Origin of the sequence: Streptomyces sp. NPDC006339 (assembly GCF_040612775.1) — a bacterium.
GTDB lineage: Bacteria > Actinomycetota > Actinomycetes > Streptomycetales > Streptomycetaceae > Streptomyces.
Window position 1 is genome coordinate 1 of sequence record NZ_JBEXQW010000035.1, and the last position, 19,556, is coordinate 19,556.

A 19,556-nucleotide genomic window follows, 5' to 3' on the forward strand; every position below is an offset into this window, starting at 1 on the left:
AAGATGGACGGGGTATCAACTAATCTGGCGTTGATTTTTGGCACGCTGTTGAGTTCTCAAGGTGCGGACGCTTCCTTTGTACTCACCCTCGCGGGCTTTCCTCCGGGCGCTTCCTTCGTTTCCGACTCTATCAGATCTTTCCGATCCGATTTCCTCGGTGCTTTCCGGCCCCTTTCGCTTTCGCTCCGGGCCCTTCCGGCGGTTCCGACTCTATCAGATCCTTTCGGGCCTGATTCCCGGTCAGCGGGAGTTGTCTTCACGGCTGTTGGGCCGTTCCGACGAGTGAGACTTTAGCGGATTCCCCGCCCCCGACGCTAATCGGGGAGCTGCGTCCAAACCTTCGAACGCGGATTCCTCATTTCGCAAAAGCGCACGGAAAGACAAGACGGCACGACGAATCGACGCCGTCAGGCGTTGTGGTTCTTGCGGAGTGGCTGTCCGGGGCCGACCGGAGTCGGTGCTCACGTCGGACAACCCGGAGAACACTACGGTTCCGATAATCCCGTGTCAACCCCGGGCCTGGGGCGTACGCTCTGCGTATGACTACGCATGCGCACACCACCCAGTGGTGGGCCGCCTGACGGCGGCCCGTACGTACGCATGCAGACGACGGCCGCCGCCTCGGCGGCCGTTCGCGTATCCCCCTCCGGGAGTCCGGCCGACGGGCCGGCGGCGCTCGTGACGAGACGGCCAGGAGAGAGAGGGAGAACGAACGCGATGAAGCGGATCTTCAGTGGGGTCAAGCCGACCGGGCATCTGACGCTGGGCAACTACCTCGGTGCCGTGCGGCGGTGGGTCGAGGTGGACCAGCACCGGGCGGACGCGTTGTTCAGCGTCGTGGACCTGCACGCGCTGACCGTGGAGCACGATCCGGCGCGGGTGCGGCGGCTGAGCCGGCAGGCGGCGACGCTGCTGCTGGCGGCGGGGCTCGATCCGGAGCGGTGCACGGTGTTCGTGCAGAGCCATGTGGACGAGCACGCGCGGCTCTCGTATCTGATGGAGTGCGTGGCCACGGACGGCGAGATGCGCCGGATGATCCAGTACAAGGAGAAGAGCGTCCGGGCGCGCGAGGCCGGGCAGAGCGTGCGGCTGTCGCTGCTGACGTATCCGGCGCTGATGGCGGCGGACATCCTCGCGTACGGGACGGACGAGGTGCCGGTCGGCGAGGACCAGACGCAGCACGTGGAGCTGGCGCGGGATCTCGCGGTGCGGTTCAACCATCGGTACGGGCACGTGTTCACGGTGCCGAGGGCGACGAGTCCGGCGGTGGCGGCGCGGGTGATGGATCTGCAGGACCCGACGTCGAAGATGGGGAAGTCGCACGAGAACGGGTCCGGCATCGTCTATCTGCTCGACGACGCCGACACCGTGCGGCGGAAGATCATGCGGGCCGTGACGGACAGCGGGCGGGAGGTCGTCCACGACCGGGAGGCCGCTCCCGGGGTCGCGAACCTGCTGGATCTGCTGGCGGCCGCGACGGGTGGGAACCCGATCGAGCTGGCCGGTGTATATGAGTCGTACGGAGCGTTGAAGAAGGACACGGCGGAGGCCGTCGTCGAGCTGCTGCGGCCGGTGCGGGAGCGGCATGCCGAGCTCGCGGCGGACTCGGGGGAGGTGGACAGGGTGTTGCGTGAGGGAGCCGAGCGGGCGCGCGGGATGGCGCGGCCGCTGGTCGACAGGGCCTATCGGGCGATCGGACTGTTGCCGGCCGTGTGAGGGACGCGGGAGCCGACGGCGCGGCCGCGCGCGGGTGCGCGGCCGTGGCGGTCAGCCGTTGCCGGAGGCGAGCTCGCGGCTGCGGTCGCGGGCGGCTTCGAGGGCGGCGATGAGGGCGGCCCGTACGCCGTGGTTCTCGAGCTCGCGGATGGCGGAGATGGTGGTGCCGGCGGGGCTGGTGACGGCCTCGCGGAGCTTCACCGGGTGTTCGCCGCTGTCGCGGAGCATGACGGCGGCGCCGATGGCGGCCTGGACGATCAGGTCGTGGGCCTGAGCGCGGGGCAGGCCGAGGAGGATGCCGGCGTCGGTCATGGCCTCGACGAGGTAGTAGAAGTAGGCCGGGCCGGAGCCGGAGAGCGCGGTGGCGGCGTCCTGCTGGGACTCGGGGACGCGCAGGGTCTTGCCGACGCCGCCGAAGATCTCCTCGGTGTGGACGAGGTGTTCGTGGGTGGCGTGGCTGCCGGCGGAGATCACGGACATGCCCTCGTCGACCAGGACGGGGGTGTTGGGCATGACCCGGACGACGGGGGTGCCGGTGGTGAGGCGTTCCTCGATGAAGGAGGTGGGGATGCCGGCGGCGGCGCTGATGACCAGGCGGTCGGCGGCGACGTGCGGGGCGAGTTCGTCGAGGAGGCGGCCCATGTCCTGGGGCTTCACGGCGAGGATGAGGGTGTCGGCGCGCTTGGCGGCGTCGGCGTTGCTGACGGCCTCGACCCCGTAGCGGGCGTGGAGTTCTTCGGCGCGCTCGGCGCGGCGGGCGGTGACGAGGAGGTGGGCCGGGCGCCAGCCGGCGCGGATCATGCCGCTGAGGAGCGCTTCACCGATCTTGCCGGTGCCGAGGACTGCGACGGTCTGGGTCATGGCTCTGTTCACCTCGCCGGAAGGGGCTCCACGTGCAGGGCCATCCTCGCACCGGGGGCCGCCGGGTGGGGCGGGTGTCCGAGGAGCGGTCATGCCGGCGGCGGCTCAGGCGGTGCGGCGGCGGAGGGTGGCGGCACCGAGGGCGAGGACGAGGACCGCGCAGCCGGCGACGACGAGGGCGTCGCGGACGAAGTCGGCGGTGAGGTCGGGGTGGCGCAGGACCTGGTTCATGCCGTCGACGGCGTACGACATGGGCAGGAGGTCGGAGACGGCCTCCAGGGCGGGGGCCATGCGGTCGCGCGGGGTGAACAGGCCGCACAGCAGCAGTTGGGGGAAGATCACGGCCGGCATGAACTGGACGGCCTGGAACTCGGAGGCGGCGAAGGCCGAGACGAACAGGCCGAGGGCGGTGCCGAGCAGGGCGTCGAGGAGGGCGACGAGGAGCAGCAGCCAGGGGGAGCCGATGACGTCGAGGCCGAGGAGCCACAGGGCGAGGCCGGTGGCGAGGGTGGACTGGACGACGGCGAGCAGGCCGAAGGCGAGGGCGTAGCCGGCGATGAGGTCGGCCTTGCCGAGGGGCAGGGCGAGGAGGCGTTCGAGGGTGCCGGAGGTGCGTTCGCGCAGGGTGGCGATGGAGGTCACCAGGAACATGGTGATGAGGGGGAAGATGCCGAGCAGTGAGGCGCCGATGCCGTCGAACGTCCGCGGGCTTCCGTCGAAGACGTAGCGGAGCAGGACGAGCATCAGACAGGGCACGAGGAGCATCAGGGCGATCGACCGCGGGTCGTGGCGGAGCTGGCGCAGGACGCGGGCGGCGGTGGCGAGGGTGCGGGCGGTGTTCACGGGCGGGGCTCCTCACGGGGTGCTGCCGCGCGGGCGGTGGCGGCGTCGACGAGGTGGAGGAAGGCGTCCTCGACGGTGGTGGTGCCGCCCCGGCGGCGCAGGGCGTCGGGGGTGTCCTCGGCGAGGAGCCGGCCCTCGCGCAGGAGCAGCAGCCGGTGGCAGCGCTCGGCCTCGTCCATGACGTGGGAGGAGACGAGGAGCGTGGTGCCGCGGTCGGCGGCGATGCGGTGGAAGAGGTTCCACAGGTCGCGGCGGAGCACCGGGTCGAGGCCGACGGTGGGTTCGTCGAGGACGAGGAGGTCGGGGGCGCCGAGGAGGGCGACGGCGAGCGAGACGCGGCTGCGCTGGCCGCCGGAGAGCCGTCCGGCGAGGGCGTCGGCGTGGGAGGTGAGGTCGACGTCCGTGAGGGCCCGGTCGACGGCGGTGCGGCGGTCGTCGCGGTGGGCGCGGCCGGGGAGGAGGACGGCGGCGAAGTAGTCGAGGTTCTGGCGGACGGTGAGGTCGTCGTAGACGGAGGGGGCCTGGGTGACGTAGCCGATGCGGGAGCGCAGGGCGGGGTGTCCGGCGGGCCGGCCGAGCACCTCGAGGGTGCCGGTGACCTTGGCCTGGGTGCCGACGACGGCGCGCATGAGGGTGGTCTTGCCGCAGCCGGAGGGGCCGAGGAGGCCGGTGATGCGGCCGCGGGGGACGGTGAAGTCGAGGTCGCGGAGGACGGGGCGGTCGCCGCGGACGACGTGGAGGCCGGACGCGACGATCGCGGAGGGGGGCACCTCATCGCTTTTATTCACCATGTGATGAATAGTGGGCCTGGGGGTGCCGCAACGTCAAGGACCCCGGACGGCGTCCGGGGTCCTCGGGGAGACTCGGGGATCTAGCGCTTCGGCTTCTTGCGGCCGGACGGATTGCCCGTGCGGTGCGAGCGGCGCTTCTCGTAGCGGGCGACGGCCTCCTCGTACTCGGCGCGCCGCAGCTTCTCGCCCGGGGCCTCGACGAAGGAGCGGACGAACCAGGCCAGGAGCGTGCCGATGAAACCGATCGCCTTCAGGCTGCGCAGGGCGTCCTCGCGGGCCGGGTCGGCGGGGCGGCGGCCGAAGCCCTCCCACGTCTTGCGGAAGGCGATGGCGCTGCAGACCGCGAACATCACCACCACGAGCGTGTTGACGAAGCCGCCGACCGCCGCGATCTCCAGGCCCTGGAACGCGAAGCGCAGCACCAGGGCGCCCGCGACGGCGGCGGCGAGCGAGCCGACGGCCACGCCGGCCCGGCGCAGCCCGTACCGGCCGCTGTGGTCCACCCAGGTCGTCCCGAAGAAGCGGAGCTCCTCGGGCTGCGGCCCCGCCGGAGTGCCGGTCCTGCTCTGCTTGTCGTCGCTCACGGGATCGATTATCCCCGGGCGGGGCGAGGACCGCCGTCAGCCGCAGCGGCGGGCCACATAGCCGTCGGCGCCCGTCTTCACGTAGGCGTCGGACACGAACTGACCCGGGCTGATGTTGTCCCAGATGTTGGTGGTGCCGTAGGGGCCGGTGATCCATTCGCCGGGCGTCTGGCAGTAGATCTGGACCCAGGCGCCCAGGGTGAGGGTCCGGACGATCGGGTACTTGGTGCCGGGGCCCGAGCGGACGTTCACCCGGTAGCCCGGCGCGATCGGATAGGCGGTCACCTCCGCCACCGTGGCCACTCTCTCCTCCGGCGCGCCGGCCTCGGCCCGGACCGGCACGGTGCCGTCGACGTTCCCGGCCTCTGCGTTCTCGACGCTCATGACCACTCCCCCGTTTTGGCGTGAAAGCGCTGTTTCGGAAGCGCTCCGGTGAAATTCACTCTCCGCGACGCGCAGGCTAGCAAGCCCCACCGACATCGGCGGCACCATCGACTAGGCTCCGTGCGTCGCGCACGCGCGCGGACTCGACGGGGAACCACACGGGGGTTGGCGATGCCGCCGTTGCGCAGTACCGGTGCGGACCGGGAAGCGGAAGGGCCCGACTACGCGGGCGAATACCGGCTCCAGGTCTGTCTCGGCGCCGGTGGCATGGGCGTCGTCCACCTCGCCACCTCCGCCTCGGGGCTCCGGCTCGCCGTCAAGGTGGTGCACGCGCAGTACGCGAAGGACCCCGAGTTCAGGGCCCGCTTCCGCCAGGAGGTGGCCGCCGCCCGGCGGGTCAGCGGCGCGTTCACCGCACCCGTCGTGGACGCCGACCCCGACGCCGTACGCCCCTGGATGGCGACCCTCTACGTGCCCGGGCCCACGCTCGCCGACCAGGTGAAGCGGAGCGGCCCGCTGTCCCCCGCCGAGCTGCGCCGGCTCACCGCCGGGCTCGCGGAGGCGCTGCGCGACATCCACCGGGCGGGCGTGGTCCACCGGGACCTCAAGCCCAGCAACGTCCTGCTGACCGATTCCGGCCCCAAGGTCATCGACTTCGGGATCTCCCGGCCCTTCGACAGCGACCTGCACACGGAGACGGGCAAGCTGATCGGCTCGCCGCCGTTCATGGCGCCCGAGCAGTTCCAGCGGCCGAGGGAGGTCGGGCCCGCCGCCGACGTCTTCGCGCTGGGTTCGGTCCTCGTGCACGCGGCGACCGGGCACGGGCCCTTCGACTCCGACAGCCCGTACATCGTGGCGTACCAGGTCGTGCACGACGAGCCGGATCTGACGGGCGTCCCGGCCGACCTGGCGCCCCTGGTGGCCCGCTGCCTCGCGAAGGAACCGGCCGAGCGGCCGACGCCCGCCGAGATCATGGCGGCGCTGCTGCCGCCCTCGTACGAGGCGGCGGCGTTCATACCGTCGCAGCGGCGCTCCCCCGGCCCCGCCCTTTCCGCTCCGGCCCCCGCCTCGAGCTCCGCCGTCTCCGGGGCGTGGGACGCCGACACGCCGGTACGGGCGGTGCCGCCGCCCCGCAGGCGCCGACGGCTGCGGCCTCGGCTGCCCGTCACCCTGGGCCTCCTGCTCGCCCTCGCCGCCGGCGGCACCGTCGCCGTCCTCGCGGCGCGCGACGGACAGCGTCCGGCCGGTCCGGCGCGCCCGGCGGAGGCCGCCAGGGCCTTCCCCGGCTGGCAGACCCACCTCGGCAAGGCCGGCGCCGATCCGGCGGCACCCGCCTGCGCGCTGGCCGAAGGCGCGCTCTACTGCGCGGGCCCCGGGCCCGTCGTCAGCCGGCTCGACGCCACCACGGGACGAGTCGTCTGGTCCCGGCCGGCCCCCGGGACGAGCGGCGGCGGCGCCGCTCCCGCACTGCTGCCCGGCGGCACCGTCGCCGTCACCGCCGACACCGGCGAGCTGCGCACGTACGCGGCCGGGACCGGCGCCCCGGGCTGGCGCACCAGCCCGGCGGCGGCCGAGACCAACCGGCCGGCCGGCTCCGTCGTCGTCCTGGCCGGCGGCACCGGCCGGCTGCGCGCGGTCGACGGCGCCACCGGCAGGCAGGTGTGGCGCCACGGCCTGCCCGGCCACGGTGTCCCGCAGCTCGGCCCGTACGACTCCGCCTCCGGCCTGCTCACCGTCTTCGAGCCGACCGCCGACGCGACGCACACCCTCGTCAGCGCGGTGCACCCGGCGACCGGCAAGACCGTCTGGTCGCAGCGCCTGAAGGGCAACCTCACGCCGGTCGCGTACGACCAGGGCGGCGCCCTCGTCCTGTCCGCCACCTACCGCGACATGCAGACCGAGGCGCTGGTCCGCTACGACCCCGAGCGCCGTGAGGCGCGGCGCGTGCCGCTCCCGTACCGCGTCGACAGCGCGTCGATCGCCGTGGTCGGCTCCACCGCGTACCTGCTGGGCAGGCTCGGGGACCTGACCGCCGTCGACCTCGCCGGGCGGCGGGTCCTGTGGGAGCTGGAGACCGGCAGCCGTAACGTCTCCGCGCTCACGCCCGGGGACGGCGACCGGCTGTACGTCTCCGCCTCCGACGGCCGGCTCCTCGCCGTCGACACCCGCCGGGGCGTCCTCGCGGGCCAGACCCGCCCCCGCCTCGGCGACGGACGCCTCGCCTACGTCCCCTCCGTCCCCGCCCCGGCCACCTCCGGCCCCCGCGCCTACGCCACCGCCCCCGACGGTTCCGTCTTCGCGGTGGACACGCGCGACCCGGGGAGCTGGTGACGCGGGGCGTCGCAGACGCGGACGGGACGGGAATGGGCGGGGCCGCGGCCCGGAAACCCGCGGGGCTTCGCCCCGAGCGGCGACGGCCCGGCGCACGGCCGCCGGCTCCCGTCGGCCGACGCCGCGCGAGCCGAACGGCGAGCCGGGGGAGCTGGTGACGCAAGGCGTCGCGACGCGCACAGGTTGGGGCGGGGCGTCGCCCCGAGCGGCGCGGCCCGACGCACGGCTACCGGCTCCCGCCGGCCGACGCCGCGCGAGCCGAACGGCGAGCCCGGGGAGCTGGTGACGCAAGGCGTCGCGACACGCACGGGCTGGGGCGGGGCGTCGCCCCGGGCAGCGACGGCCCGACGCACGGCTACCGGCTCCCGCCGGCCGACGCCGCGCGAGCCGAACGGCAAGGCCGGGGAGCCGGTGACGCGAAGCGTCGCGACGCGGACGAGCTGGGGGGCGTCGCCCCGGGCGGCGACGGCAGGGCCTCCGTCTGGACGGACACCTTCGCCGTCGACGACCCGGCGAGCGGCCTGCGGCTCGTCTCTTACCGGCTGCGCCTCACGAGCGAACGGCAAGACACCACCGACGCCGCGACGGCGCGTGGCCGAACGCCGCACAAGCGCAACACCGCACGGCCGAAGGCCGCACAGGCGCCAGGCGCACAGGCGCAACGCCGCACAGACGTAAGGCCGCACGAGCGCAACACCGGCCGAAGGCCGCACGCGCGCACAGGCGCACGAGCGCAACGCCGCACGGCCGAAGGCCGCCCAGGCACGCCAGCGCAACGCCGCGACGGCGGTGCGGGGAAGCTCCCCGCACCGCCGTCGGGTGCGTTCAGGATCGGTCCCGGCCGGGGGCCGGCCGGGAGGGCCGGGTGTCAGCCCAGTTTGGAGACGTCGCGCACCGCGCCCTTGTCCGCGCTCGTCGCCATCGCCGCGTACGCCCGCAGCGCCGCGGAGACCTTGCGCTCGCGGTTCTTCGGGGCGTAGACGCCGTTCAGGGCCTCGCGGCGGGCGGCGAGGGTCGCGTCGTCGACGAGGAGGTCGATCGAGCGGTTCGGGATGTCGATGCGGATCCGGTCGCCGTCCTCGACGAGGGCGATCGTGCCGCCGGACGCGGCCTCCGGGGAGGCGTGGCCGATGGACAGGCCCGAGGTGCCGCCGGAGAAGCGGCCGTCGGTCACCAGCGCGCAGGTCTTGCCCAGGCCCCGGCCCTTGAGGAAGGAGGTCGGGTAGAGCATCTCCTGCATGCCGGGGCCGCCCTTGGGGCCCTCGTAACGGATGACGACGACGTCGCCGTCCTTGACCCGCTTGTTCAGGATCTTCTCGACGGCCTCCTCCTGCGACTCGCAGACGACCGCCGGACCCTCGAAGGTCCAGATCGACTCGTCGACGCCGGCCGTCTTGACCACGCACCCGTCGACCGCGAGGTTGCCGCGCAGCACGGCGAGGCCGCCGTCCTTGGAGTAGGCGTGGGCGACGTCGCGGATGCAGCCGCCGGCCGCGTCCACGTCGAGGGAGTCCCAGCGCTCCGACTGGGAGAACGCCTCGGCGGAGCGGACGCAGCCCGGGGCGGCGTGGAACAGCTCGACGGCCTCCTCGGAGGCGGAGCCGCCGCGGACGTCCCAGGTGTCCAGCCACTCCTTGATGGAGCGCGCGTGCACGGCGTGGACGTCCTCGTTGAGCAGCCCGCCCCGGTAGAGCTCGCCCAGGATCGCCGGGATGCCGCCGGCCCGGTGCACGTCCTCCATGTAGTACGTGCCGCGCGGGGCGACGTTCGGGGCGACCTTGGCCAGGCAGGGCACGCGCCGCGAGACGGCGTCCATGTCGGTCAGGCCGTAGTCCAGCTCGGCCTCCTGCGCCGCGGCGAGCAGGTGCAGGATCGTGTTGGTGGAGCCGCCCATGGCGATGTCGAGGGCCATGGCGTTCTCGAAGGCCGCGCGGGTGGCGATGTTGCGCGGCAGGACGGAGGCGTCGTCCTCGTCGTAGTAGCGGTGGGTGAGCTCGACGACCGTGCGGGCCGCGTTCTCGTACAGCGCGCGGCGGGCGGTGTGGGTGGCGAGGACGGAGCCGTTGCCGGGGAGGGAGAGGCCGATGGCCTCGGTCAGGCAGTTCATCGAGTTGGCGGTGAACATGCCGGAACAGGACCCGCAGGTCGGGCAGGCGTTCTCCTCGATGCGGAGGATGTCCTCGTCGGAGACCTTGTCGTTGACCGCCTCGGAGATCGCGTCGACCAGGTCGAGGGTGCGGACCGTGCCGTCGACCAGGGTCGCGCGGCCGGACTCCATGGGGCCGCCGGAGACGAAGACCGTCGGGATGTTGAGGCGCAGCGCGGCCATCAGCATGCCGGGGGTGATCTTGTCGCAGTTGGAGATGCAGATCAGGGCGTCGGCGCAGTGCGCCTCCACCATGTACTCCACGCTGTCGGCGATCAGGTCGCGGGACGGCAGGCTGTAGAGCATGCCGCCGTGGCCCATGGCGATGCCGTCGTCGACGGCGATCGTGTTGAACTCACGGGCGATGCCGCCGGCGGCCGTGATGGCCTCGGAGACGATCCGGCCGACCGGCTGGAGGTGGGTGTGGCCGGGCACGAACTCCGTGAAGGAGTTGGCCACGGCGATGATCGGCTTCCGCCCGATGTCGGCGCCCGGTACACCGGAGGCGCGCATCAGGGCGCGTGCGCCCGCCATATTGCGGCCGTGGGTGACAGTGCGGGACCTCAGCTCGGGCATCGTCGCTCGCTCCTCATGATGGATGTCTCTGGAGTCGAGCGTACGCTTCGACTCCAAGAGCTGGACACGATGTCCGTATGACGGACAAGTTGTTCAGTGTGCGGTCAGCCGCCCCGGCCGGTCGCGGCCGGGCCGGTCGGCCGCCGGGACCGCCTCACGGCTGGGTCAGATAGCGCTGGAGGGTCGGGGACACCTGGGCCACGATCTCCTCCGGGTCCGCCGACGCCAGCGGCTCCACCTGGATCACGTACCGCAGGATCGCGATCCCGATCATGTGCGAGGCCGCCAGCTCCGCGCGGAACTTCGGATCCGGTACGTCGAGGTCCGCGGCGATCCGTTCGAGCAGGCGCCGCAGCACGAAGCCGCGCAGCACCTTCGCCGCCGCCTCGTGGGTCAGCGCGGAACGGATGATCGCCAGCAGCGGCGCCCGGGTCGCCGGGTTCTCCCACACCGAGATGAAGAAGCGGGCCAGGCGCTCGCCGATCGCCTCGCGCGGGCCGCCCACGATGGCCGGAACGACCGTCGCCGGCTCGAAGGAGACCTCGATGGCCGCCGCGAAGACCTCGTCCTTCGTGCCGAAGTAGTGGTGGACGAGGGCCGGGTCGACGTCCGCGGCCTTCGCGATCCCTCGCACCGAGGTCTTGTCGTAGCCGCGCTCGGCGAACAGCGTCCGCGCCGCCTCCAGGATCCGCTCCCGCGCGCCCGGTCCGCTCTCCTCCGCCGCGGTACGGGAGGGGCGGCCGCGCCGCCGGGGGGACGGCTCGGTCACGGGCGCGGAGCCTCGGTCGGTGCCGCCGCCGCGGCCAGGTGCAGCCGGGTGAAGGCCAGGGCCTCGGCGAGGTCGGCCTCGCGTTCGGCGGAGGACATCGCCCTGCGGGTGTTGACCTCGATGACGACATGGCCGTCGTAGCCGGTGCGCGCCAGGTGCTCCAGGAGCTCGGCGCACGGCTGCGTGCCGCGGCCCGGCACCAGGTGCTCGTCCTTGGCGGAGCCGCGGCCGTCGGCGAGGTGGACGTGGCCGAGGCGGTCACCCATGCGGTCGAGCATGGCGAGGGTGTCGGTGCGGGCGGTCGCGGTGTGCGAGAGGTCGATCGTGAAGTGCCGGTAGTCGTCCTTGGTGACGTCCCACTCGGGGGCGTACGCGAGCATCTCGCGGTCCTTGTACCGCCACGGGTACATGTTCTCCACCGCGAACCGGACGTCCGTCTCGTCGGCCATCCGCCAGATGCCGGTCACGAAGTCCCGCGCGTAACTGCGCTGCCAGCGGAACGGCGGGTGCACGACGACCGTCGAGGCGCCCAGCTTCTCGGCGGCCGCCTGGGCGCGCTGGAGCTTGACCCACGGGTCGGTGGACCAGACGCGCTGGGTGATGAGCAGGCAGGGCGCGTGGACGGCCAGGATCGGCACCTGGTGGTAGTCCGAGAGCCGGCGCAGCGCCTCGATGTCCTGGCTGACCGGGTCGGTCCACACCATGATCTCGACCCCGTCGTAGCCGAGGCGTGCGGCGACCTCGAAGGCCGTCGCCGTCGACTCCGGATACACCGAGGCCGTCGACAGGGCGACCTTCGCATCCGGGACGCGCACCGCTGGTTCTGCCACGCAGACAGGGTACGGGGCGGGCCGGAGGACCGGGGGGTGGTTCCGGTCACCCCCGGCCCGGCCGCGGGTGGTTCCGGTCACCCCGGCCCGGCCGCCGCGGACGGACACCCCGGTCGCCCGGCCGGACACCTCCGCCGGCGCCCCCGCCCTCCCGGAGCCCTACGGCAGGTGGTCCAGGCGGCGCAGGATCACGCCCTCGCGCAGCGCCCACGGGCAGATCTCCAGCTCCTCGATGCCGAAGAGGTCCATGGCGCCCTCGGCGACCAGGGCCCCGGCGAGGAGCTGGGCGGCCCGGCCCTCGGAGACGCCCGGGAGGGCGGCGCGCTCGCCGGCGGTCATGGCGGCGAGGCGCGGGACCCACTCCTCCAGGGACTTGCGGGACAGGTTGCGCTGGACGTACAGGCCGAAGCCCGAGCCGGGGGCGCCGGCGATGCGGGCGAGCTGCTTGAAGGTCTTGGAGGTCGCCACGACGTGGTCGGGCGGCCCGAAGCGGCTGAACTCCCCGACCGTACGGGCGATCTGCGCCCGTACGTGGCGGCGCAGGGCCTTCACGTCCGTCAGCTCCGGCGGGTCGCCCGGCAGCCAGCCGGAGGTGAGGCGGCCGGCGCCGAGCGGCAGGGAGACGGCCGTGTCGGGCTCCTCGTCGATGCCGAAGGCGATCTCCAGGGAACCGCCGCCGATGTCGAGGAGGAAGAGCTTGCCCGCGGACCAGCCGAACCAGCGGCGGGCGGCCAGGAAGGTGAGCCGGGCCTCCTCCTCGCCGCTGAGGACCTGGAGCGCGATGCCGGTCTCCTCGTACACGCGGGCGAGGACCGCGTCGGCGTTGCTGGCCTCGCGCACCGCCGAGGTCGCGAACGGCAGCACCTCCTCGCAGCCCTTGTCCTCGGCGGCGGTGAGCGCCTCGCGGACCGTGGCGATCAGCCGCTCCACGCCCGCGTCGGCGATCGCGCCGCGCTCGTCGAGGAGCTCGGCGAGCCGCAGCTCCGCCTTGTGGGAGTGGGCGGGCAGCGGGCGGGCGCCGGGGTGGGCGTCCACCACGAGGAGGTGCACCGTGTTCGAACCGACGTCGAGGACTCCGAGTCTCATGGACGGAACGCTACTGCGCGCGCCCGCATACGCTTGGCGTTGTGCCAAAGACGAAAAAGGCGAAGCCGGGCAAAGACAGTGCCGCCCTCACCCCCGACCACGACGCCGCCAAGGCGGTCAGGGCCGCGCACGCGGCGAAGTCCGTGAAGGTCGGCAGGAAGCGGAGCAAGGGCGAGGAGCCCGACGAGAAGGGCCTGGACTTCCCGCGCGCCTGGGTCGAGTTCGCCGACCCGGACGACGAGGAGCAGGTCTACCGCTGCGACCTGACCTGGCTGACCTCCCGCTGGACCTGCATCTTCGGCAACGGCTGCCAGGGCATCCAGGAGGGGCGGGCCGACGACGGGTGCTGCACGCTCGGCGCGCACTTCTCCGACGAGGACGACGAGAAGCGGGTCGCCGAGCACGTGGCGCGGCTCACGCCGGAGCTGTGGCAGTTCCACGACGTCGGCACCGGGACGGGCTGGGTGCAGGTCGACGAGGACGGCGACCGGCAGACCCGCCGCTGGGAGGGCTCCTGCATCTTCCAGAACCGTCCCGGGTTCGCGGGCGGCGCCGGCTGCTCGCTGCACATCCTGGCCGTGCGGGAGGGCCGGGAGCCGCTGGAGACCAAGCCGGACGTGTGCTGGCAGCTTCCCGTGCGGCGCACCTACGACTGGATCGACCGCCCGGACGACACCAAGGTCCTCCAGGTGTCGATCGGCGAGTACGACCGGCGCGGCTGGGGCCCGGGCGGCCACGACCTGCACTGGTACTGCACGTCGGCGAGCTCGGCGCACGTCGGCCCGGAGCCGGTCTATGTCTCCTACCGGCCCGAGCTCGTCGAGATGATGGGCGAGGGGGCGTACAAGGTCCTGGTCGGGCTGTGCGAGGCGCGGCTCGCCTCGCACCTGCCGCTGGTGGCGCCGCACCCGGCCGACCCCGCGTAGCGGCCCCGGGCAGCGGCCCCGGACGTCAGGGGGACGAGGGCGCCGGATCCTCGCTCGGTGTCCCGGGCCCCGAGTCGGTGGGCGTGGGCGTGGGAGTGGGCTCGGTGGTCGGATCCGTCGTCGGCGGCGGAGTGGTCGGGTCGGTCGTCGGGGGCGGGGTGGTCGGCGGCTCGCTCGTCGGCGGCGGGGTCGTCGGCTCGGTCGTGGACGGGGGCGGGGTGGGGCCCGTGGTGGGCGGCCGCGTCGCCCCGTGGCCGTCGATCCGCACCACCGCGCCCGACGGCTCGACCCCGACCCGGGCGCTCCAGGGTCCGGCGGGCTCGCGGGAGGGGTCGACGGAGATCCGGACCGTGATCGAGCCGCCCGGACGCAGGGTGCCGGCGGCCTGGCTCACGTACAGCCAGGGGGCGTCGGACCACAGCGACCAGGCGGCGGGCGCACCGCCCTCGTTGGTGAGGGTGAGCAGGGTGGTGGCGCCGCTGCCGCGCGCGGTGACGGTGATCCGGGCGGGCGCGGGCTCTCCCGGCCGGGCCGGGGCGGCGGGCCCGCCGGGGCTGATCACCTCCACGGAGACGCCCCCGGGGGCCGCGCTGCCGCGCGGGTCGGGCGGGGCCTGGGCGTTGCCCGTGTTCTCGTAGCGCTCGTACGGGCGGCCGCCGGAGCCGCCCTGCACGGTGCCCGGCCCGTCCTGCTCGCGCGCGCTGATCCGCGCTCCGTCGTGGCCCTCCCCGGCGACGGGCGTGCCGCGGTACGAGGTCCACAGGGCGAGGACCGGGGCGGCGACGACCGCGGCGACGACGGTGGTGGTGACGGCGCGGGCGCGGAGCCGGTCGCGGCGGGCCGCGTGGTCCTTCGGGTCCAGCGGGAAGCCGGTCGGGCCGAAGCGGGGCGCGCCGGCGCGGACGCGCGGGACGTGCAGCATCGCCATGTACGCGGCGGCGCGCGGGGCCTCGACGATCGGGAGCCGCCCGGCGGGGGCGGCCAGGGTGCCCGGCCAGGGCGCGCAGGCGCCCGCGCGCTCGGCGACCCGGCGGCAGCGCGGGCAGTCGTCGACGTGCCGGACCAGCTCGGCGCGCAGGGCGGCGGACAGCAGCACCTGGTGGTCGCCGGTGAGGCGGGTCACGGTGGGGCAGTCGCCGGTCTCGACGACGGCGAGGGCGGCGCGGGTGCGTTCGACCTCGCAGCCGGCGGTGGCGAGCAGCTCGCGGGCGGCGACCGGGTCGAGCGAGAGCACGGCGGCGACCTCGCGGGGCCCCAGGCCGTGCCGCACGGACAGCTCCAGGGCCTCGCGCTGCTCGGGCGTGGTGCCCGCGGCCTCGGGCCAGGCGAGCGCGGCCAGTTCGGCGCGGCGCCGCTCGGCGACCTCCGGGGGGACCGGTCGGGGGGCGGGCGGGGTGACGGCGGGGCGGCCGGTGTGGGCGCCGTGGCGGCTGCGGCGCTGCTCGCCGAGGCTGCGCAGACAGGCCCAGCGGGCCAGGGCGTACAGCCAGGCGCGGCGGCCGGAGTCGTCGGCCGGGCAGCGGCCGTGGTGCCGCTCGGCGATGGCGAGGACGTCGCCGAGGACGGCGGTGGCCGTGTCGTGGTCGCAGAGCACCGAGAGGCAGTACGTGAAGAGGCCGTCCAGGTACTCCTCGTACCGGGCGGGGGGCCGCTGGCCCGGGGTGCGGGGGCCGCCGGTGGTTCGCGTGGGTTGTTCCAGCCTGCTGCTCGTCACCCGGCGACGGTAGGCAAGGGGGCGGGAGGTCTTCTCACCGCTTGCACACTTTTAATCCGTACGGGTGAAGCCATCACCCGAAAGGGGACACCGGACCGGTCTCCGCATGACCGGCCCGGTGCCGCCGGCGGCGGCCGGTGGGGTGCCGTCGGGGTCCGCTGTCAGTGGCGGGGGCTACGGTGGCGCCCATGGCTGCTCGTACCAAAACCGCCAAGGACCGGCCGTCCTACCGCTGCACCGAGTGCGGCTGGCAGACCGCCAAGTGGCTCGGCCGCTGCCCCGAATGCCAGGCATGGGGGACGGTGGAGGAGTACGGCGCGCCGCCCGCGGTCCGGACCACCGCCGCGGGCCGGGTGTCCACCGCCGCGCTGCCCATCGGCCAGGTCGACGGGCGGCAGGCGACCGCCCGCGGCACCGGCGTCGACGAGCTGGACCGGGTCCTCGGCGGCGGGCTCGTGCCGGGCGCGGTCGTGCTGCTCGCGGGCGAGCCGGGCGTCGGCAAGTCCACGCTGCTGCTGGACGTCGCCGCCAAGGCCGCGAGCGACGAGCACCGCACGCTGTACGTGACGGGCGAGGAGTCCGCGAGCCAGGTCCGGCTGCGCGCCGACCGGATCAACGCGCTGAGCGACCACCTCTATCTGGCGGCGGAGACCGACCTGTCGGCCGTCCTCGGGCACCTGGACGCCGTGAAGCCCTCGCTGCTCGTCCTGGACTCGGTGCAGACCGTCGCCTCGCCCGAGATCGACGGCGCCCCCGGCGGCATGGCGCAGGTCCGCGAGGTCGCCGGCGCGCTGATCCGGGCCTCCAAGGAGCGCGGCATGTCGACGCTGCTCGTGGGCCACGTCACCAAGGACGGCGCCATCGCGGGTCCCCGGCTCCTGGAGCACCTGGTCGACGTGGTGCTCCACTTCGAGGGCGACCGGCACGCGCGGCTGCGCCTGGTCCGCGGCGTGAAGAACCGGTACGGGGCGACGGACGAGGTCGGCTGCTTCGAGCTGCACGATGAGGGCATCACCGGGCTCGCCGACCCGTCGGGCCTGTTCCTGACGCGCCGCGCCGAGGCCGTGCCCGGGACCTGTCTGACGGTGACCCTGGAGGGCCGCAGGCCGCTGGTGGCCGAGGTGCAGGCGCTGACGGTCGACTCCCAGATCCCCTCGCCGCGCCGGACCACCTCCGGTCTGGAGACCTCCCGGGTGTCGATGATGCTGGCGGTCCTGGAGCAGCGCGGCCGGATCAGCGCGCTGGGCAAGCGGGACATCTACAGCGCGACCGTCGGCGGGGTGAAGCTCTCCGAGCCCGCCGCCGACCTGGCCATCGCCCTCGCGCTGGCCTCCGCCGCCAGCGACACCCCGCTGCCGAAGAACCTGGTCGCGATCGGGGAGGTCGGGCTCGCGGGCGAGGTCCGGCGGGTGACCGGCGTCCAGCGCCGGCTCGCCGAGGCGCACCGGCTCGGCTTCACGCACGCGCTGGTCCCGGCCGATCCCGGGAAGGTCCCGCCGGGCATGAAGGTCACCGAGGTCGCGGACATGGGCGAGGCCCTGGGGGTGCTGCCGCGCGGCCGCCGGGCCCGCGCGCCGCAGGAGGCGGAGGGGTAGGCCGGCACCGGGCCCGGGCCGGCTCGGGCGGGGGTTCGGGCGAGGGCGCGGGCGGGGGCTCGGGTGGGGCGCGGGGGGCGCGCGGGCGGGGGGCTTCCGGCGCGCGGCGGAGGGCGACGGGGCGGTGTCGCTAGACTTTGCCCTGGTCTCGCCCATCCGTACGAGCCGGAGGAGTGCAGTGGCAGCCAAGGACAACGAGGCACTGATGCGTGCGTCGCTCAGCGCCGTCGCCCCCGGCACCGCCCTCCGTGACGGTCTCGAACGGATTCTGCGCGGCAACACCGGCGGTCTGATCGTCCTCGGCATGGACAAGACCGTCGAGTCGATGTGCACCGGCGGCTTCGTCCTCGACGTCGAGTTCACCGCCACCCGGCTGCGCGAGCTGTGCAAGCTCGACGGGGCGCTCATCCTCGACAAGGACATCAGCAAGATCCTGCGGGCCGGCGTGCAGCTCGTCCCGGACGCGTCCATCCCCACCGAGGAGACCGGCACCCGGCACCGCACCGCGGACCGGGTCTCCAAGCAGTGCGGCTTCCCCGTGGTCTCGGTGTCCCAGTCGATGCGGCTGATCGCCCTGTACGTCAACGGCGAGCGCCGTGTCCTGGAGGAGTCGGCGGCGATCCTGTCCCGCGCCAACCAGGCCCTGGCGACCCTGGAGCGCTACAAGCTGCGCCTGGACGAGGTGGCCGGCACGCTCTCCGCCCTGGAGATCGAGGACCTGGTGACCGTCCGGGACGTCACCGCGGTCGCCCAGCGCCTGGAGATGGTGCGCCGGATCGCCACCGAGATCGCCGAGTACGTGGTGGAGCTCGGCACCGACGGCCGGCTGCTCTCGCTCCAGCTCGACGAGCTGATCGCGGGCGTGGAGCCGGAGCGCGAGCTCGTCATCCGCGACTACGTGCCCGAGCCGACGGCCAAGCGTTCCCGTACGGTCGCCGAGGCGCTGACCGAGCTGGACGCCCTGACCCACGCCGAGCTGCTCGAACTGCCGATAGTGGCCCGGGCGCTCGGCTACACCGGCTCCCCGGAGACGCTGGACTCGGCGGTCTCGCCGCGCGGTTACCGGCTGCTGGCCAAGGTGCCGCGGCTGCCGGGCGCGATCATCGAGCGTCTGGTGGAGCACTTCGGCGGACTGCAGAAGCTGCTCGCGGCGAGCGTGGACGACCTCCAGACCGTGGACGGCGTCGGCGAGGCCCGGGCGCGCAGCGTGCGCGAGGGCCTGTCGCGGCTCGCGGAGTCGTCGATCCTGGAGCGGTACGTCTAGGACGCGTCCGGGCGGTGGACCGAAGGGCCCGCAGGCCCTACGGCCGGGCGGGCGCGGGAGGCCGTACGGTCGCGGCCGCCGCCGTGGGGCGCGAGGGCCGTCGCCCGCGCGTGCCGCCCGGCCGGTCCGTCAGTCCTTGTCCAGCCGGAACGAGACCGGCGACAGCTTCACGCCCGAGACGGTCGCCTCCACCAGGTAGGTGTCCGGGCCGACCTCGCCCGCGGGGGCGGTCGCGCACTGCGGGGCGCTGCGGCGGCGGTCCCACTCCACGGTGTGCGTGATCGCCGCCCGCGCCGGGACCTTCAGGAGCAGCGGGGCCGCGACGCGCGGGCAGTCCTTCGAGGACCACAGCTCGCCCTTGGTGTCACGGATCGTCAACACCGCTGCCTTCGGCCCGAGATCGGCCTTGCAGTCGGCGGCCGAGGTGTTGTGCACGACCAGGTGGAAGCGGGGCTTCTCGCCCGGCTCGTAGGCCACCTTGGCGCTGCGGAGGGTCAACTGCAGTGCGCCGGGTGCGCAGTTCGGCAGCGGGGAATCGGCCGGAACCTGCTGTCCCGCACCCGTACCGGCACCGCCGTCGCCGCCCGCGCCGTCCGTGTCGCCGTTCTTGCCGACGCCGGAGGGACCGCCGTCCGCGCCCGCGCCGGCACCCGCGTCCGTACCGGCGTCGCCCTCGCCCGTTCCGTCACCGCCGCTGGTGTCGCCGCCGCCCGACTCCTCGCGCCCGCCCGGCTGTTGGCTGATCGCTGGGCCGGTGCCGGAGGGCCCGGGGGTGATCGAGGGCGCGGGGGAAGCGCCGTTGGAGGAGTCGTCGCTCTTCCCGCCGTCACCGCCACCCGAGGTGACGGCCCATACGGCGAGCAGCGCCAGCACGGCGATCAGGCACAGCGCGACGGCCCTCCGACGCCAGTAGATGGAGGAGGGAAGCGGCCCGACCGGATTGCGCAGAGATCCCACGCCACGAACCTTACGAGAGATCGCGGCCAACTCCCGCCCCCCATGCCGCCCCAGGCACAAGTTTTGCCGATGATCACATCCGGAATCGGATCCCGACCATCCGGCACCCCCTCCTTTCGTCGGGGACGAGGGTCGCCGATCGGCCGGGGCGGACCGGTCCGTGGGCCGGATACCGTCCTGACC

The 19,556-nt window shown here is 74.0% G+C and carries 16 protein-coding genes; 5 read left to right on the forward strand and 11 right to left on the reverse strand.

The annotated features are described in order from the left end of the window. Positions 1 to 717 precede the first annotated feature (717 nt). Positions 718 to 1,716: a tryptophan--tRNA ligase gene (trpS, locus tag ABZ135_RS25945; RefSeq protein ID WP_356698662.1), complete on the forward strand. Its 999-nt coding sequence runs from the start codon at positions 718 to 720 to the stop codon at positions 1,714 to 1,716. 51 nt (positions 1,717 to 1,767) lie between these two features. On the opposite strand, the gene proC is transcribed toward trpS, so the two are convergent. The 5 genes from proC to ABZ135_RS25970 all read right to left on the reverse strand — a co-directional run bounded on the left by proC (position 1,768) and on the right by ABZ135_RS25970 (position 5,179). Then, a complete protein-coding gene (gene proC, locus ABZ135_RS25950) occupies positions 1,768 to 2,577 on the reverse strand; it encodes a pyrroline-5-carboxylate reductase (RefSeq protein ID WP_356698663.1) in 810 nt (269 codons plus the stop codon). Between the two features lie 105 nt (positions 2,578 to 2,682). Further along, the gene (locus ABZ135_RS25955) at positions 2,683 to 3,420 is read right to left on the reverse strand and encodes an ABC transporter permease (RefSeq protein ID WP_356698664.1); all 738 of its coding nucleotides are present in this window, start codon (positions 3,418 to 3,420) and stop codon (positions 2,683 to 2,685) included. Then, positions 3,417 to 4,211: an ABC transporter ATP-binding protein gene (locus tag ABZ135_RS25960; RefSeq protein WP_356698665.1), complete on the reverse strand. Its 795-nt coding sequence runs from the start codon at positions 4,209 to 4,211 to the stop codon at positions 3,417 to 3,419. Before ABZ135_RS25960 ends, ABZ135_RS25955 begins: the two co-directional genes overlap by 4 nt. Positions 4,212 to 4,291: 80 nt before the next feature. After that, positions 4,292 to 4,795, reverse strand: a complete 504-nt coding sequence (locus ABZ135_RS25965; protein ID WP_356698666.1) for a hypothetical protein — start codon at positions 4,793 to 4,795, stop codon at positions 4,292 to 4,294. Between the two features lie 36 nt (positions 4,796 to 4,831). Then, positions 4,832 to 5,179: an SH3 domain-containing protein gene (locus tag ABZ135_RS25970; protein WP_356698667.1), complete on the reverse strand. Its 348-nt coding sequence runs from the start codon at positions 5,177 to 5,179 to the stop codon at positions 4,832 to 4,834. 171 nt (positions 5,180 to 5,350) lie between these two features. Here ABZ135_RS25970 and ABZ135_RS25975 point away from each other — a divergent pair, with 171 nt between their 5' ends. After that, complete coding sequence (locus tag ABZ135_RS25975) at positions 5,351 to 7,510, forward strand: serine/threonine-protein kinase (RefSeq protein WP_356698668.1); 2,160 nt, start codon at positions 5,351 to 5,353, stop codon at positions 7,508 to 7,510. An 868-nt stretch (positions 7,511 to 8,378) separates the two neighbouring features. Here ABZ135_RS25975 and ilvD read toward each other — a convergent pair. From ilvD to ABZ135_RS25995, 4 genes are all read right to left on the reverse strand, one after another. Next, entirely contained in the window at positions 8,379 to 10,232 is a 1,854-nt protein-coding gene (gene ilvD / locus ABZ135_RS25980; protein WP_356698669.1) for a dihydroxy-acid dehydratase, read from the reverse strand. 154 nt (positions 10,233 to 10,386) lie between these two features. Then, a complete protein-coding gene (locus ABZ135_RS25985; protein ID WP_356698670.1) occupies positions 10,387 to 11,001 on the reverse strand; it encodes a TetR family transcriptional regulator in 615 nt (204 codons plus the stop codon). Beyond that, entirely contained in the window at positions 10,998 to 11,831 is an 834-nt protein-coding gene (locus ABZ135_RS25990) for a sugar phosphate isomerase/epimerase (protein WP_356698671.1), read from the reverse strand. Before ABZ135_RS25990 ends, ABZ135_RS25985 begins: the two co-directional genes overlap by 4 nt. Positions 11,832 to 11,990: 159 nt before the next feature. Further along, on the reverse strand, positions 11,991 to 12,917 hold the full coding sequence (locus ABZ135_RS25995; protein WP_356698672.1) for a Ppx/GppA phosphatase family protein: 927 nt from the start codon (positions 12,915 to 12,917) through the stop codon (positions 11,991 to 11,993). A gap of 143 nt (positions 12,918 to 13,060) precedes the next feature. Here ABZ135_RS25995 and ABZ135_RS26000 point away from each other — a divergent pair, with 143 nt between their 5' ends. Next, positions 13,061 to 13,843: a hypothetical protein gene (locus tag ABZ135_RS26000; RefSeq protein WP_356698775.1), complete on the forward strand. Its 783-nt coding sequence runs from the start codon at positions 13,061 to 13,063 to the stop codon at positions 13,841 to 13,843. Between the two features lie 25 nt (positions 13,844 to 13,868). Here ABZ135_RS26000 and ABZ135_RS26005 read toward each other — a convergent pair whose 3' ends face one another. Then, entirely contained in the window at positions 13,869 to 15,557 is a 1,689-nt protein-coding gene (locus tag ABZ135_RS26005) for a hypothetical protein (RefSeq protein WP_356698673.1), read from the reverse strand. 188 nt (positions 15,558 to 15,745) lie between these two features. On the opposite strand from ABZ135_RS26005, the gene radA reads away from it, so the two are divergent. Continuing rightward, positions 15,746 to 17,152, forward strand: a complete 1,407-nt coding sequence (gene radA, locus ABZ135_RS26010; protein WP_356698674.1) for a DNA repair protein RadA — start codon at positions 15,746 to 15,748, stop codon at positions 17,150 to 17,152. Between the two features lie 205 nt (positions 17,153 to 17,357). Further along, on the forward strand, positions 17,358 to 18,416 hold the full coding sequence (gene disA / locus ABZ135_RS26015) for a DNA integrity scanning diadenylate cyclase DisA (RefSeq protein WP_356698777.1): 1,059 nt from the start codon (positions 17,358 to 17,360) through the stop codon (positions 18,414 to 18,416). A 129-nt stretch (positions 18,417 to 18,545) separates the two neighbouring features. Here the strand turns inward: disA and ABZ135_RS26020 are convergent, their stop codons facing one another. Then, positions 18,546 to 19,373: a hypothetical protein gene (locus ABZ135_RS26020; protein ID WP_356698675.1), complete on the reverse strand. Its 828-nt coding sequence runs from the start codon at positions 19,371 to 19,373 to the stop codon at positions 18,546 to 18,548. Positions 19,374 to 19,556 lie beyond the last annotated feature (183 nt).

Bases quoted from the DNA above. Each gene is read 5' to 3' on its own strand.
- disA (WP_356698777.1), top strand. From the start codon at position 17,358: ATGCGTGCGTCGCTCAGCGCCGTCGCCCCCGGCACCGCCCTCCGTGAC.
- ABZ135_RS25975 (WP_356698668.1), top strand. From the start codon at position 5,351: ATGCCGCCGTTGCGCAGTACCGGTGCGGACCGGGAAGCGGAAGGGCCC.
- trpS (WP_356698662.1), top strand. From the start codon at position 718: ATGAAGCGGATCTTCAGTGGGGTCAAGCCGACCGGGCATCTGACGCTG.
- proC (WP_356698663.1), bottom strand. From the start codon at position 2,577: ATGACCCAGACCGTCGCAGTCCTCGGCACCGGCAAGATCGGTGAAGCG.
- ABZ135_RS25970 (WP_356698667.1), bottom strand. From the start codon at position 5,179: ATGAGCGTCGAGAACGCAGAGGCCGGGAACGTCGACGGCACCGTGCCG.
- ABZ135_RS25960 (WP_356698665.1), bottom strand. From the start codon at position 4,211: ATGGTGAATAAAAGCGATGAGGTGCCCCCCTCCGCGATCGTCGCGTCC.
- ilvD (WP_356698669.1), bottom strand. From the start codon at position 10,232: ATGCCCGAGCTGAGGTCCCGCACTGTCACCCACGGCCGCAATATGGCG.
- ABZ135_RS25995 (WP_356698672.1), bottom strand. From the start codon at position 12,917: ATGAGACTCGGAGTCCTCGACGTCGGTTCGAACACGGTGCACCTCCTC.
- radA (WP_356698674.1), top strand. From the start codon at position 15,746: ATGGCTGCTCGTACCAAAACCGCCAAGGACCGGCCGTCCTACCGCTGC.